Below are 14,352 nucleotides of genomic sequence, written 5' to 3' on the forward strand. Positions count from 1 at the left end.
TCGCGCCGGGAACTGTACGATGCTCTGAAACGGCTGAGCCAGCGGGAGCAGACCTATCTTCTGTACCGCTATGGCTTTACTGATGGCGAGGAACATCCGCTGATCGGCACGGCGATATACTTTCACCTGACAAAAAGCCGCGCCAAAAAGACCGAAGAACAGGCCATGGATAACCTGTGGCTGGAATTGCCGTGGTGGTTTATCTGAATGGGCAGAGAGGAATTGTGTCAAATTGACATAATTCCTCCCGATAAGAGGGATGTGAGCGAAAATGCTGGCAATGTATCTGGCAGTTCTGGATGACCGGAGCAGCGAAGAACAGTTTAAAGATGTATATAATACTTACAAGCGGCTGGTCTACCATACCGCTTACAAAATTATGGGCGATTCGTATCTGGCAGAGGATGTGCTGCAAGAGGTGTTTTTATACGTCGCCAAAAATTTTTCTAAAATTCATCGAGAAAACTGTCACGAACTCGCCGCTTATCTCGTTAGTTGTAGTAGAAGCCGTGCATACGATATGCTTCGCAAGCAGCGAGAGGAACCACTGGAAGAAGTTCCAGACACACCAGATGACGCCCCGGTGCCGGATGATGCAGCAGTCAGCGCCGACAACATCGAACACCTGACAGAACTGATTGGACAGATGAAACCGATGTACCGTGACCCACTGCGCCTTTTGGCAATGGGCTACACCAACCGGGAGATTGCCAAATCGCTTGGACTGACGGACGAAGTGGTTCGGATGCGGCTTTTCCGTGGAAGAAAACTATTGTGGAAGGAGTTGAACCACCATGAGTGAACGGACAGAAGTTTCTTTTGATGCAGCTTTGATGATGGCACTCCGTGCAGATGCACAGAAAGAACTGGACGAGCTGCCCACTCCGGCACAGCTTAAGGAACGCTACCCGGACACTTCCCGATGGGATGCTCGCCTACAAGCGGCATTGCATAAACGCCGCCCTATGCTGAAACGGGTGCTTGTTGCAGCCCTGACGCTGGTAATTTTAACTCTCGGTGCGCTTGCAGTAAGCGCAGACTTCCGCAAGACAGTCTATACGATGATTCTTACCAATTGAGATGCAAGTCACTTATAAAGTTGAGGGAGAACCATTAGAGCAGCTTCCCGATGCGTATAGTGAACATTATGTACAAGTCGGATTTTGGCGTGACTATACGCAAGGCTATGATAAAAAGGAAACATTCTCTCATGCGTATGTTAATGCTGCCGGAGAAATCTATTTTGTGGATTGTTCAATTATAACCGCATACGGACAGATTGAAACATTCGATAATGAACATACCGTTTATACAACTGTAAAGATTGGAGATAAGGAAGCAACACTTGGAACAAGTGAGATTCCGGGGCAGGTCACCTGTTATATTTTGGTTTGGGAGGATGCTGGTGTTTCCTGCACAATTATGGGCGATGGTTCATTGGATGAGTTGATGAAGGTTGCAGAAAGTATTTATTAACGGCAAAATGCCTAGATATTTGTAGATGAGCACAAATGTGAGGATGGATTTTTGTTTAAGTAAACAAATTTGGGAAATCTTGCAACAAATGTGTTGGTTGCTGCGTTATCTAAGTAAAAGCTTCTGATGGAAACAAACAGGAGGTGTATGCTCTATATGAAAAGGAGCTTCATTGCAATTTCGGTTGCGACAATCATAGGATTGTCAGCTTGCGCAACAAAAGTATCCTCTTCAACTTCTATGAACTCTCCTATATCGACATCGGTGACAAGCGAGCAGGAATTTTTATCTAATCTTGAAAACGCCAGCACAAGCCAAATACTGCAAAAGCTTAAAGAATCGGATGGTGGGTATACAGAAGATTGCTTTTCGGTGTTGACAAATCGTCTTATCAAATTCCCTCAAGACACACTGTATGTGTTGAAATATGACAAACTGATGAATGATAAAGACTTTCAGCAGCTTGTTTTATCCGGCATAAAAACAGAGCTTCCCTATAGAGGATCGGATGAAGAAAGAAATACGCTTTATCAGTATCTGGAATCCATCACTACTGATAAAGAATATGGACAAATCGCATCAGATATTTTAGGAGAACAAGCTGAAAACAAGGAGAAACCAAATCGGCAAATTGAATTTCAAACTGAAGAATTAGGACAAGCGAGCAGTGTTATTTCAATCGAACTTCCGCAAGGGTGGAAAATTCAAAAGAGAGAACAAACGCAACGTGCTGAAAATAAACCACTTGCTCTTGCAAGCCTGAATCCGTCTTATCCAGTATATGATATTTATGACAAAAATCATGTGTTGGTTGGCGCGGTTGGATACAGTACCTATGAACCATATGAAGGTGATAGAGATTCCGTGCAGATTGTTTACTCTGCACTTCGGCTAGGATCGGTTTACAGGTTTGACACGGATAATAAATACGATGTGATACAAACCACGGAACGCGGAACGACTGCACTTACAACGGTAATTTTTCAAGATGGTGCAAATTCAGAACCAGTAAACAATTTAGGCGTTCTCGCTTATGATAACGAGAAAGAATGCTTTGTTGCAATTGAACTTGAAGCAAGTTCTGTGTCGGAAAGCCAGGCATTGGAAATTGCAAAATCAATTCGCTTTTAGACATGATGGGAATTCAGGCCGTTCGGGCTTATTGTGTGGGAGAGTTTGTACGCCTTTACCAACATTTTCGTCCGGCAAAGCATTGGTATGATGTGGTCTATGTTTTCACCCTGTCCGAAGTAAAGGAAGCGGCACATTTTTCCAAAATGTGGAATCCGATATAATCGTCTGATAGCGGTAGGTTTGAACTGGTGGAAGAAATAGTTTTAAGTTGTTGTTAGGCTGTTATTTTCCCTATTGCAATCCGTTGCAAAGTATGGTATATACATTATACGAAACATTGCTTTGAAAGAACGCTCCACCGTTCAATGATGTATAAATGGGAGGTGCCTGCCATGACCGCCGTGATCTATGCCCGCTATTCTACTGATAGTCAGCGAGAAGAATCCATCGAAGGCCAGATTCGTGAATGCACCGCCTATGCGGAAAAGAACGGCTTCACGGTGGTGAAGCATTACATTGACCGTGCCATCTCCGCCAAGACCGATAACCGCCCGCAGTTCCAGCAGATGATCAAGGACAGTGAGCGTGGAATCTTTGATGTCATCATTGTCTGGAAGCTGGACCGCTTTGCTCGAAACCGCTACGACAGTGCCCGGTACAAGACCCAGCTGAAACGCAATGGTGTGAAGCTGGTATCGGCTACGGAAGTCATTTCGGCTGGCCCGGAGGGCATCATTCTGGAATCGGTGCTGGAAGGCTACGCCGAATATTACTCTGCTGACCTGTCTGAAAAGGTCGTGCGTGGCATGACCGAAAATGCTCTCAAGGGTATTTATAATGGCGGCACGATTCCGTTCGGCTACATGATCGATGAGACCCGGCATTACCAGCCCGACCCGTTGTTGGCACCGTATGTGGAGCAGACGTTCCAGAAGTATGCGGACGGTGCGACCATGACTGACCTGCGGGATTGGTTAAAGGCGCACAACATTAAAAATTCGATGGGCGGGGAGATATCCTACAACACGATTCAGCGGATGCTGAGTAATCGCCGGTACATCGGCGAATTGCGCTTGCGGGATGTGGTACAGCCTAATGCGATTCCGGCGCTGGTATCGGAGGAACTGTTCAACAAGGTACAGGAAAAGCTGGCGAAAAATAAAAAGGCCCCTGCCCGTCATAAGGCAGAGGAAAGTTATCTGCTCACCACCAAGCTGTACTGTGGTAAGTGCGGAGCGCTGATGTTTGGCGAAAGTGGTGTCAGTCATACCGGCAGGATGTACACTTATTACAAGTGTGCTGCCGCCAAGAAGAAAAAGACCTGCGATAAAAAGGCAGTGCGGAAACAATGGCTGGAAGATTTGGTAGTGACCGAAACCATGAAGCTGGTGGAAGATGATGCTTCCATGAATGCCATCATTGCCAAGGTCATGGAGCTGCAAAATCAGGAAAGCACTGACCTGCCTATCTACGAAAAGCAGTTGAAGGAAACGGAAACCGGCATCACCAATATGCTGAACGCTATCCAGATGGGCATTCTGACCAGCTCCACCAAGGAGCGGCTGGAAGCGCTGGAAGAACAGCGAAAAGAACTGCAAGCCCGCATTGCAGAGGAACGGCTGGCTAAGCCAAAGATGAAAGAGGAGTTCGTCCGCTTTTGGCTGCTTCGCTTCCGTAAGCTGGATATGACCCAGCCGGAGCAGCGGCAGGCACTGGTGGATACTTTCATCAATGCCATCTATCTCTACGATGATAAGGTCCTCATTACCTTTAACTATAAGGAAGGCACAGAGACGGTCGCTTTCGGGGAAGCCGTGAAAGCAGAGAAAAGTTCGGATATGAGTGCGCGAGGTGCACCAGATATTGAACGTCAAATCGTAAGATTTGGCGTTCTTTTTTGTTATGTAACCCCGAAAAATCGGGGCTTGCACGGTCAATGCACGGTTTTTGCACGGTTGGAGTTTTCATAGGAATCCTCTGCATGGGCTGGAATTACTTTGAAATGCGTGGTAAATTTTGCATTAGGTCAGCAGAGCCAGACGGAGCTGCGCCTTTACTTCGGGGTCTGCATTCTTCAGCAGTTCCAGCAGAGCGGTCATAGAAATGGTCGGTTCGCCTGCGGCGGGCACAGCCTGCGGGCTGGGGCTTTCCTGTTTGGCGTAGAAACCTTCCTCAAACTTCTTGCCCAGTTCTACACGAGAGGACTGCTGGATATGCGCATAGGTGTTCACCAGCATATCCGCCGTAGCGTGTCCTGTGGTGCCCTGAACGGCCTTCACATTGCCGCCAGAGATCATCAGCTGATAGGTGGCACTGGAATGCCGCAGACCGTGAAAGACGATGCGGGGAAACTCCGGGTGTGCGTCCGGCCATTCGGGATCTGATGCCGGGCACAAAGCGGTTTGGGGAGCTGAAAAAGTCCATCGGTCATGTAACTCAGAAGGTTCTGACCGCTCAGCTGCGGCAGATGGAGGAAAGCAGAATAAATAAAAGACGGGGTGCTGTGCATTTGTGCAGCACCCCGTCTTTTATTTGTGTTCATCTGCGCCCGGCTCATAGAGCAGCTCCAAATAGGGGTGCTTCCGGATGGCGGCAACCACCTCATCCAGGCGGGTCGCGCAGAAATTCTGGCAGCATAGAGTTTGTGCCGATAGAAATTTTGCGTACAGTAGATTTTGGAAATCTTCTTTGATGCCGCGATGCCGCAAATCGTAGGCGGTGCCCATGGTTAGATAGATCTCGTTCTGCGGCAGAAGATCAATAAAATTGCGATAATAAACTATTTGCCCAGATGCCAGATGTCGCGGTCGTACTCGGCAATGGTGCGGTCGGAGGAGAACATGCCCGCTTTGGCAATGTTCACCAGACACTTGCGCCGCCAGCCTTTCGGGTCGCAGGCGTAATCGCTGAGGGCCTGCCCCTTGCGCACAACGTAGGCGTTGAAGTCCGGCAGGGTCTGGAACCAGTCTTTATGGATCAGCTCGTTGTGCAGGCGGGTCAGGTTTTCGGCGTGACCGGCGGCCAGCATCTCCGGGCCGGTGAGGAAGTTGATGGCGCGGCGGATGTTGACATCGCCCTCCACCCACTGGGCGGGGTCGTAGTCGCCCACGGCGTAGCGGTGGATGACCTGATCGGAGGTCTGGCCGAAGATATAGATGTTCTCCTCGCCCACCTGCTGGCTGATCTCCACATTGGCACCGTCCATGGTGCCCAGCGTCAGCGCGCCGTTCAGCATGAACTTCATGTTGCCGGTGCCGGAAGCTTCCTTGGAGGCAAGGCTGATCTGCTCGGACAGGTCGCAGGCGGGGATCAGCTTTTCGGCGGCGGTAACGTTGTAGTTCTCCACGAACACCACCTGCAGCCACTTGGACACTTCCGGGTCTGCGGCAATGACCTTGGACAGGGTCAGCAGCGCATGGATGATGTCCTTTGCAATGGTGTAGGCAGGTGCCGCCTTGGCACCGAAGATGCTCACCAGCGGAGCAGCGGGCAGGTGCCCGGCCTTGATCTCGTAGTACTGATGGATGAGGTACAGCAGGTTCAGCTGCTGGCGCTTGTACTCGTGCAGGCGCTTGGACTGGATGTCGAACACAGCATCGGTGTTCACGCTCACCTTCTGGGTGCGCAGCAGCCAGTCTGCCAGTGCTTCCTTGTTGGCCTTTTTCACAGCGGTCAGCTGGTCCAGCACAGCTTCGTCATCAGCAAAGGCCAGCAGCTTTTCCAGCTCGGCGGCATCCTTACGGAAGCCGGAGCCGATGTGCTGTTCCAGCGCGGCGGTCAGGCGGGGGTCGCATTCCAGCAGCCAGCGGCGGAAGGTGATGCCGTTGGTCTTATTGTTGAACTTTTCCGGGTACAGCTCGTAGAAGCCATGCAGCTCGGAATTTTTCAAAATCTCGGTGTGCAGTGCTGCCACGCCGTTGGTGGAGTGGGTGAAGTGGATGTCCATGTGGGCCATGTGCACCCGGTCGTCCTTGTCGATGATGGCAAGGCTCTCGTCCTTGGTGCGGGTGCGGGCCAGTGCGTCCAGCTTTTCGATAATGGGCATCAGTTGGGGCACCACGGCATCCAGATAGGCGCGGGGCCACTTTTCCAGCGCTTCGGCCAGAATGGTGTGGTTGGTGTAGGCGCAGGTCTTTGTGACGATCTTTACGGCTTCCTCAAATTCGATGCCCTTTTCGCCCAGCAGCCGGATCAGCTCCGGGATGACCATGCTGGGGTGAGTGTCGTTGATCTGGATGGCGGCGTAGTCGGCCAGATCATGGTAATCGCAGCCCCGGGCGGCACACTCGGCCAGAATGAGCTGGGCACCGGCAGAGACCATCAGGTACTGCTGGTACACCCGCAGGCGGCGGCCTGCCTCATCGGAATCGTCCGGGTAGAGGAAGAGGGTCAGGTTCTTGTCGATGGCAGTTTTATCGAAGGCAATGCCGTCATGGACGATGCTTTCATCGATGGTGTCAAGGTCAAACAGGTTCAGGGTGTTGGTGCGGCCCTCGTAGCCGGTAACGGCCAGCTTGTACAGCCGGGCAGTGTACTCCTTGCCCGCCAGCTCCACCGGGTAGGTGATGTCAGTCTTTTCTGCCCAGCTGTGGGCGGTGAGCCACGGGTCGGGCTTTTCGTTCTGCACGCCGTCCTCAAAAGACTGGTGGAACAGGCCGAAGTGATACCGCAGGCCCACGCCGTCGCCGGGCAGGTTCAGCGATGCCAGAGAGTCGAGGAAGCAGGCAGCCAGACGGCCCAGACCGCCGTTGCCCAGAGAAGGTTCCGGTTCCACCTCTTCGATATCGGAAAGGCTCTTGCCGACAGCAGCCAGTGCATCGCGGGCTTCATCGTACAGTCCCAGATTGATGAGGTTGTTGGACAGCAGCTTGCCGATGAGAAATTCGGCGCTGATATAGTACAGCTTGCGGCCGGTGACCGGCTGCACACGGTCGGCGCTCTTCTGCCGGACGAGTTCCAGCAGCGCGAGATACAGCTCCTGATTCGTGCAGTCTGCCAGCGGCTTGCCCGTGAGACCCTGTAACGTTTCGGTAAAGCTCATAAATGCATCCTCCTTTGTTAGGGTGTATCTGAAAAGTTGAAAATTTAGTCTATTTCTACAAGTACAGCCGGATCTTGCGTGAAACAGCCTTGGATCCCGCTTGTGCTTGCGAAATATTCGTCATTTTCTTTGTTTTCAAATACACCTTGCGGAAAACAGGTTTGACATCTGTACTTCCAGATATACCACATAAAACAATCAAAATCTTGCCTAAAAAGCGCAGACTGTGGTACAATCCTATCATCGGGAGGTGAAACAATGCAAAATCAGGCATCTTTGCAGGAGACCAAGCAGCATGGTGCCGTGCGGTTTCCCTTCAATCTGTATCCCTGCACCATTCCGGGGGACTTTCCGCAGGTGGCGCTCCACTGGCAGGAGAGCATGGAGCTGGTCTTTGTCAAGCGGGGCACAGGACTGGTGCAGGTGGGCGCTGAGAGCTGCCCGGCCCGCATGGGGGACATCTTTATTTTTACGCCCGGCACCCTCCATGCCCTGCGGCAGGCCGAAGGGCAGTGCATGGAATACGAAAATATCATTTTTGAGCTGGAGCTTCTGGGCGGCGCAGAGGACCTTTGTGCCGAGAAATATCTGCTTCCGCTGCAAAGCGGGCGCTTGTCGCTGCCTGCGCGGCTGACCCCGAACGATTTATGCTATCTGCAGGCCGCCGCCTGCCTGCGGGAGGTGGAAGATGCCAACCGCGCCAAGCTCCCCGGCTACGAGCTGCAGGTCAAGGGGGCATTGCTGCGGTTTCTTGCCCTGCTCCTTGCACAGGGCCGGCAGCGGCTTGCCGCCGAGACAGCCGACACCCAGCGGCTGAAAACGCTCCTGCAATGGCTTTCGGCCCATTATACCGAGGAACTCCGGGTCGCCGATGCCGCCGGGGTCTGCTCCTTCAGTGCCAGCCACTTCATGCGGTGGTTCCGGCAGATGACCGGGCAGAGCTTTGTGGCCTTTCTGAACGAGTTCCGGCTCAACGCCGCCGCCGAAGCGCTGCAGGCCACGGATGAGACGGTTCTGACCATCGCTTCCCGGTGCGGGTTTGAGAACCTCTCCTATTTTAACCGGGCGTTCAAGGCGCACTTCGGCATGACACCCCGGGAGTACCGGAAAAAATAAGCAAAACGAGGCCGTTCTGCCTCTCTGGAAAAGAGAGGGAACGGCCTCGTTTTTTGCACATCAGATCTCCGGCGGCGGGCAGCAGCTCTCCCGTTGGATGAGCTTATGCGGCACGATGATCTTGGTTGCCAGAAGATTCGGGTTCTCGATATGGTTGATGGTCTGGCTGGCCGCTTCCATGCCCAGCTGGTAGGGGTTCACGTCCACGGTGGTCAGCTGCGGGCTGGTGATGCGGGAGAACAGCGAGTTATTGAAGGACACGATGGAAAGGTCTTTCGGGACGCGCAGCCCCAGCTTGCCGCAGAACTGTTCCAGCACCTCGGCATCGTCCTGCCCGGTGATGACCGTGTTCACATACCGCCGCTGGTTGCAGAACTGCCCGATGCCGCGGATGATCTCCAGATGAAAGGCATTTTCGTAGACATCCCGCTGGGAGGAGGGCAGAATGATGCCGATGGTCTTGGAAAAAGCTTCTACTGGTTCGGCTTAAAAGTTCGGCTCATAGCCCAGCTGCGCCATGATGCGGCGCACCCGCTCCTTGGTTTCCCGGCTGATGGAAGGGCTGTCCTTGCAGGTGCGGGACACCGTAGAAGGCGAAACGCCCGCTGCTGCGGCGACATCGCAGCAGTCATGACCATTGGCACCACCATGGAGAACATCGGCTGGGCGGTCATCAACAATCTGCACATCCTGTTCGCCGTGGCCATCGGCGGCAGCTGGGCAAAGGAGCGTGCAGGCGGTGCCTTTGCAGCGGTGCTGGCATTTGCCCTCATCAACGTGATCACCGGCAACATCTTCGGCGTTACCAGCGCCATGCTGGCAGACCCCAATGCCGTGACCCACACCCTGTTCGGGCAGGAGATCGCCGTCAACGGCTACTTTACCTCCGTGCTGGGTGCTCCGGCCCTGAACATGGGCGTGTTCGTGGGTATCATTGCCGGTTTTGTGGGCGGTGTGGCTTACAATAAATACTATAACTTCCGCAAGCTGCCGGATGCACTGGCTTTCTTCAACGGCAAGCGCTTCGTGCCCATGGTGGTCATTGCCTACTCGGTGGTCATTTCCATCGTGCTGTCGCTGTTCTGGCCTGTCGTGCAGACCGGCATCAACAACTTCGGCATCTGGATCGCCAACTCTTCCGAGACCTCTCCCATTCTGGCTCCGTTCATCTATGGCACGCTGGAGCGTCTGCTGCTGCCTTTCGGTCTGCACCACATGCTGACCATCCCCATGAACTACACCTCCTTCGGCGGCACCTACACCATCGCCACCGGTGTCAATGCAGGCAGTCAGGTGTTTGGTCAGGACCCGCTGTGGCTGGCATGGGCCAACGACCTCATCAATTTCAAGAAGGCCGGTGACATGGCTGCTTACAACAATCTGCTGGCTACCGTTACCCCCGCCCGCTTCAAGGTAGGCCAGATGATCGGTGCTACCGGTCTGCTGCTGGGCATTGCACTGGCCATGTACCGCCGTGTGGATGCCGACAAGCGCGCAAACTATAAGTCCATGTTCATCTCCACCGCACTGGCCGTGTTCCTGACCGGCGTCACCGAGCCGCTGGAATTCATGTTCATGTTCTGCGCCATGCCGCTGTACATCGTGTACGCACTGCTGCAGGGCTGTGCTTTCGCCATGGCAGGCATCATCCATCTGCGCCTGCACTCCTTCGGCAATCTGGAATTCATCACCCGCATCCCCATGTCCCTGCAGGCCGGTCTGGGCGGCGATATCATCAACTTTGTGATCTGCGTGATCGCATTCTTTGCCATCGGCTACGTTGTGGCTTACTTCATGATCGGCAAGCTCAATCTGGCTACGCCGGGCCGTCTGGGCAACTACACCGATGACAACGCGGACGATTCCGCTGCCGACGCAAAGACCGAGAAGAAGGCCGACAAAAAGGCCGACAACGGTCAGGCCGAGCGCATCATCGCCCTGCTGGGCGGCCGTGAGAACATCGTGCTGGTGGATGCCTGCATGACCCGTCTGCGCGTTACCGTGAAAGACCCCGCCAAGGTGGCCGACCTTGCCGCATGGAAGGCTGAGGGTGCCCTGAGCCTGCTGGTGAAGGGCGACGGCATTCAGGCTGTGTACGGCCCCAAGGCAGACGTTCTGAAATCTGATATCAACGATATTCTGTAAAAAACTATGAAACTGCTGACTTTGAATACCCACAGCCTCATCGAGCCGGACTATGAGGCCAAGCGGGAGATCTTTGTAAACTTCATCGCAGCGGAGCAGCCGGAGGTGTTTGCCCTGCAGGAGGTGAACCAGACCGCCGCCGCTCCGCTGCTGGGGGACGCAGCGGCGACCTGCATCGTTCCCATGCAGGACTGGCTGGGGCTGGACAACTCTGCCCGCATCAACAAGCCCTCCACCGTGGGCCAGAACTGGCGCTGGCGGCTGAAAAAGACCCAGCTGAGCAAAAAGCTCCAAAAGGAGATCTGCCAGCTGACCACCCGCTACGGCCGGATGAACTGGGCGTGACAGTGTAGTGTTCTGGACTTGATTTTGGAAAGTTTATTGCAGAATAGTGGCAGAAGTAATACTTATTCAAAAATAAAAACGACAAAGAACAAATAAAAAAGTACAGAATATGGATCAGGACGCGTGACTTTTAATTTTGACAAAAATCAAGAAAGGACTTTGTATAACTTTACAAAACAAGAAAATACAGAGGTAAAAAGTTGTTGCGATTTTCGGATTAAAAGAAATAACAGAAAACGCGATACTTTAAGCATCAAAAGCCAAAGACGCTTCGCGAGAGATCGCAAAGCGTCTTTTTTTTGTTACCTTGCAAGGCAAGGCGGCTTTGAGGGAGAGATGAAACAGGAAAAGGGGAATGGTATATCCGGCCGTGCACCCCACTTGGCCGGTGATGGCCACCAGCGGCGCACCGTTCGGATAGGAGTGCGCGAGGCGCACCACAAAAAAGCACGAAGCAGCAATGCTTGGTGCTTTTTCTTTTTGACATGTGCCGCGGGATGCTTTATAATAAGAGTGATTTCAGATGTCTGCGGGGCGGTGCGCCCTGCGGTAAAATTACGGCAAGCAAAAAAGGGAACTGCTATGAGAGAAGAAAAGGCCAGCGCATTGCCGCTGCTGCTGGACGTGCGCAGAATGGACGAAAATAACCGGGCTTACGCCTACCGTATGCTGCGCAAAAATATTATGACCTTGCAGCTGCAGCCGGGCTGTCAGCTGAGCGAGGCCGAACTGTGCGAACAGCTGGCCATGAGCCGCACACCGGTACACGAAGCGCTGATGATGCTGAAAAGCGAGTGGCTTGTGGATGTTCTGCCGCAGCGCGGCAGCATTGTGTCCAAGATCAGCGTTCCATACCTGAACGAAGGCTTTGCCATGCGCCGCATTCTGGAACCGGCGCTGCTGCGCGGGCTGGCCGGAAAGCTGACAAGGGAACAGCTGAACGAATTTCAGGAACTGCTGAACCGCCAGAACGAAGACCTTTATCTGGATCAGGATGCAGCAGATGACTTCTTCATCTCGCTGGATAACGACTTCCACAGGCTTTTGTACCACGATTCCGGCTACGACCGCATCTGGGAGGCTATGCACAACGTTACTTCCCATATGGACCGTGTGCGGTATCTGGACTCGGCCCTTTGCCGGGGAAATATTGCCTCGGTGCAGAAAGAGCACGAGCAGATCTTTGGCTATCTGCGGGACGGCCTGCCGCTGGACGTGGACGTAGAAGCCCTGTTTGAGCATCACCTTGGCATGTACCGCGAGAATTTCCAGAAGATATTGGAACGGTTCCCGGATTTCTTTGTACAGACATAAACCAAAAAGAGCACCCGCTGCTGACCCTTACAAGGCCATGGCAGGGGGGTGCTTTTTTGGTTCAATACGGATACGGCTTTACGCCGGGCTGCGGATATCAATTTACGACGGCAGTGTTTCTGATGGATTTTGCACCAGAAATGCTGCTTTTTCTGTTCAAAACCCGGAAAAACAGCAGTTTGTGCTCTTGAATTGCCCGAAAAGCTTGCAGGAATGCAGGTTTTTGTGGTAATATTTAAGATATGTTCCCGTTGAGGGGAAGAAAGAGAGGGGTAATCAAATGATCAATATCTGCATCATTGCCACCATTGTGATCTATCTGGTGGGAATGCTGCTGGTTGGCTTTGTCTACAGCAAATCCAACGAGGACAGCAGCGATTTCTACCTCGGCGGCCGCACGATGGGCCCGCTGGTCACGGCTATGAGCGCCGAAGCCAGCGATATGTCCAGCTGGCTGCTGATGGGTATGCCGGGCCTTGCATATCTCACCGGCATCGCGTCGCCGGGCTGGACGGCCATCGGCCTTGCTGTGGGCACATGGCTCAACTGGCTCATCGTGGCCCGCCGCCTGCGCCGCTACTCGGCCAATCTGGATGCCATCACGGTGCCGCAGTTCCTTTCCCTGCGGTTCCATGACCAGCGCAACCTGCTCAACGCGCTGGGCGCGGTCATTATCATCGTGTTCTTCATCCCGTACACCGCTTCCGGCTTTGCCGCCTGCGGCAAGCTGTTCAACAGCCTGTTTGGCGTGGATTACATGGCGGCCATGGTCCTGTCCGCTGTGGTCATCGTGGGCTACACCATCATGGGCGGCTTCCGCGCTGTGTCTACCACCGACCTGATCCAGTCCGTTGTCATGAGCATGGCGCTGATCGCGGTGCTGGTGTATGGCGTCAATGTGGCAGGCGGCTGGGATGTGGTTCTGGACAACGCCCGCAGCCTGCCCGGCTACCTGACCATGGCTGCAAGCCACAATGCGGCAGACAACACCGCCACCTCCTACAGTCTGCTGGACATCGCGTCCACGCTGGCATGGGGTCTGGGCTACTTCGGCATGCCCCATATCCTGCTGCGCTTCATGGCCATTGAGGACGAAAAGAAGCTGGTGCTCAGCCGCCGCATTGCAAGCGTGTGGGTGGTCATTGCCATGACCGCTTCCATCGTCATCGGCATGGTGGGCCTGGGCATGACCAAGGCGGGCGCGCTGGAGTTCCTGAGCGGCTCTTCCAGCGAGACCCTGATCGTGCGCGTGGCCAGCCTGATCGCCCAGCACGGCGTGCTGGCAGCCATTCTGGCAGGTCTGATCCTTGCCGGCATCCTTGCCGCTACCATGTCCACCGCCGACAGTCAGATGCTGGCAGCGGCCTCCAGCGTATCCCAGAACATCCTGCAGGAGTTTGGCCACATGAAGCTGACCGAGAAGCAGAGCCTGTTCGCTGCCCGCCTGACCATCATCTGCATCAGCGTGGTGGGCGTGGTGCTGGCCCGCGACCCCAACTCCAGCGTGTTCGGCATCGTCAGCTTTGCATGGGCCGGCTTTGGCGGCTCCTTTGGCGCAGTGGTGCTGTGCTCCCTGTTCTGGAAGCGCTGCAACTGGCAGGGCGCACTGGCCGGTATGCTCTCCGGCGGCCTGATGGTCTTTGTATGGAAGTACATCATCAGCCCGCTGGGCGGCGTGTTTGGCATCTACGAGCTGCTGCCTGCCTTCCTGATCTCTCTGGTGGTCTGTGTTGTGGTGAGCCTTGTCACCCCGGCACCCTCGGCAGAGATCGAGGCAGAGTTCGACGCTGCCAAGTAAAAACGATTTAAAATGCCCTCCGCTGCGCTCTGGGCATAGCAGC

15 protein-coding genes and 2 pseudogenes are annotated in these 14,352 nt (G+C 53.9%); 12 read left to right on the forward strand and 5 right to left on the reverse strand.

Annotated elements, in window-relative coordinates; all coding sequences use genetic code 11:
* The 6 genes from WMO17_RS11320 to WMO17_RS11345 all read left to right on the forward strand — a co-directional run.
* The coding region (locus WMO17_RS11320) for a sigma factor-like helix-turn-helix DNA-binding protein (RefSeq protein ID WP_349138130.1) at window positions 1-207 on the forward strand (207 nt) is incomplete at its 5' end.
* A gap of 64 nt (window positions 208-271) precedes the next feature.
* Window positions 272-802, forward strand: a complete 531-nt coding sequence (locus WMO17_RS11325; RefSeq protein WP_348816636.1) for an RNA polymerase sigma factor — start codon at window positions 272-274, stop codon at window positions 800-802.
* The gene (locus WMO17_RS11330; protein ID WP_348816635.1) at window positions 795-1,079 is read left to right on the forward strand and encodes a hypothetical protein; all 285 of its coding nucleotides are present in this window, start codon (window positions 795-797) and stop codon (window positions 1,077-1,079) included. Before WMO17_RS11325 ends, WMO17_RS11330 begins: the two co-directional genes overlap by 8 nt.
* Window position 1,080: 1 nt before the next feature.
* Window positions 1,081-1,476, forward strand: a complete 396-nt coding sequence (locus tag WMO17_RS11335; protein WP_242965867.1) for a DUF4367 domain-containing protein — start codon at window positions 1,081-1,083, stop codon at window positions 1,474-1,476.
* A 156-nt stretch (window positions 1,477-1,632) separates the two neighbouring features.
* Window positions 1,633-2,607 carry a hypothetical protein gene (locus WMO17_RS11340; protein ID WP_318177123.1) on the forward strand — a complete coding sequence of 325 codons (975 nt, stop codon included), beginning with the start codon at window positions 1,633-1,635 and terminating at the stop codon, window positions 2,605-2,607.
* Between the two features lie 335 nt (window positions 2,608-2,942).
* Window positions 2,943-4,520, forward strand: coding sequence for a recombinase family protein (locus tag WMO17_RS11345; protein ID WP_349138133.1), 1,578 nt, complete (start codon window positions 2,943-2,945; stop codon window positions 4,518-4,520).
* A 51-nt stretch (window positions 4,521-4,571) separates the two neighbouring features.
* On the opposite strand, the gene WMO17_RS11350 is transcribed toward WMO17_RS11345, so the two are convergent.
* The gene (locus tag WMO17_RS11350; RefSeq protein WP_349138134.1) at window positions 4,572-4,946 is read right to left on the reverse strand and encodes a tyrosine-type recombinase/integrase; all 375 of its coding nucleotides are present in this window, start codon (window positions 4,944-4,946) and stop codon (window positions 4,572-4,574) included.
* On the opposite strand from WMO17_RS11350, the pseudogene WMO17_RS11355 reads away from it, so the two are divergent.
* A pseudogene (locus tag WMO17_RS11355) lies at window positions 4,934-5,047 on the forward strand (winged helix-turn-helix transcriptional regulator); the annotation flags it as partial. The gene WMO17_RS11350 and the pseudogene WMO17_RS11355 sit on opposite strands and share 13 nt — an antisense overlap.
* 31 nt (window positions 5,048-5,078) lie before the next feature.
* Here WMO17_RS11355 and WMO17_RS11360 read toward each other — a convergent pair.
* Window positions 5,079-5,276 (reverse strand): hypothetical protein, encoded by a 198-nt coding sequence (locus WMO17_RS11360; RefSeq protein WP_349138154.1) that lies wholly within the window; start codon window positions 5,274-5,276, stop codon window positions 5,079-5,081.
* Between the two features lie 53 nt (window positions 5,277-5,329).
* On the reverse strand, window positions 5,330-7,591 hold the full coding sequence (locus WMO17_RS11365; RefSeq protein ID WP_349138135.1) for a glycogen/starch/alpha-glucan phosphorylase: 2,262 nt from the start codon (window positions 7,589-7,591) through the stop codon (window positions 5,330-5,332).
* Window positions 7,592-7,849: 258 nt separating this feature from the next.
* Here WMO17_RS11365 and WMO17_RS11370 point away from each other — a divergent pair, with 258 nt between their 5' ends.
* Window positions 7,850-8,707 (forward strand): AraC family transcriptional regulator, encoded by an 858-nt coding sequence (locus WMO17_RS11370; protein ID WP_097781024.1) that lies wholly within the window; start codon window positions 7,850-7,852, stop codon window positions 8,705-8,707.
* Between the two features lie 60 nt (window positions 8,708-8,767).
* Here WMO17_RS11370 and WMO17_RS11375 read toward each other — a convergent pair whose 3' ends face one another.
* Window positions 8,768-9,061, reverse strand: a complete 294-nt coding sequence (locus WMO17_RS11375; protein ID WP_349138137.1) for a substrate-binding domain-containing protein — start codon at window positions 9,059-9,061, stop codon at window positions 8,768-8,770.
* Window positions 9,062-9,193: 132 nt separating this feature from the next.
* On the reverse strand, window positions 9,194-9,394 hold the full coding sequence (locus tag WMO17_RS11380) for a helix-turn-helix domain-containing protein (RefSeq protein ID WP_349138138.1): 201 nt from the start codon (window positions 9,392-9,394) through the stop codon (window positions 9,194-9,196).
* On the opposite strand from WMO17_RS11380, the pseudogene WMO17_RS11385 reads away from it, so the two are divergent.
* The 4 genes and pseudogenes from WMO17_RS11385 to WMO17_RS11400 form a co-directional block, all read left to right on the forward strand.
* Window positions 9,323-10,852 (forward strand): annotated as a pseudogene (locus WMO17_RS11385) (PTS transporter subunit IIBC); the annotation flags it as partial. The gene WMO17_RS11380 and the pseudogene WMO17_RS11385 overlap by 72 nt on opposite strands.
* A gap of 6 nt (window positions 10,853-10,858) precedes the next feature.
* On the forward strand, window positions 10,859-11,197 hold the full coding sequence (locus tag WMO17_RS11390; protein ID WP_349138140.1) for a 4-alpha-glucanotransferase: 339 nt from the start codon (window positions 10,859-10,861) through the stop codon (window positions 11,195-11,197).
* A 582-nt stretch (window positions 11,198-11,779) separates the two neighbouring features.
* Window positions 11,780-12,511, forward strand: a complete 732-nt coding sequence (locus WMO17_RS11395; protein ID WP_049935159.1) for a GntR family transcriptional regulator — start codon at window positions 11,780-11,782, stop codon at window positions 12,509-12,511.
* A gap of 280 nt (window positions 12,512-12,791) precedes the next feature.
* On the forward strand, window positions 12,792-14,309 hold the full coding sequence (locus WMO17_RS11400; protein WP_349138141.1) for a sodium/proline symporter: 1,518 nt from the start codon (window positions 12,792-12,794) through the stop codon (window positions 14,307-14,309).
* The last annotated feature ends 43 nt before the right edge of the window (window positions 14,310-14,352 follow it).

This window comes from Faecalibacterium faecis, from assembly GCF_040096475.1.
GTDB lineage: Bacteria > Bacillota > Clostridia > Oscillospirales > Ruminococcaceae > Faecalibacterium > Faecalibacterium taiwanense.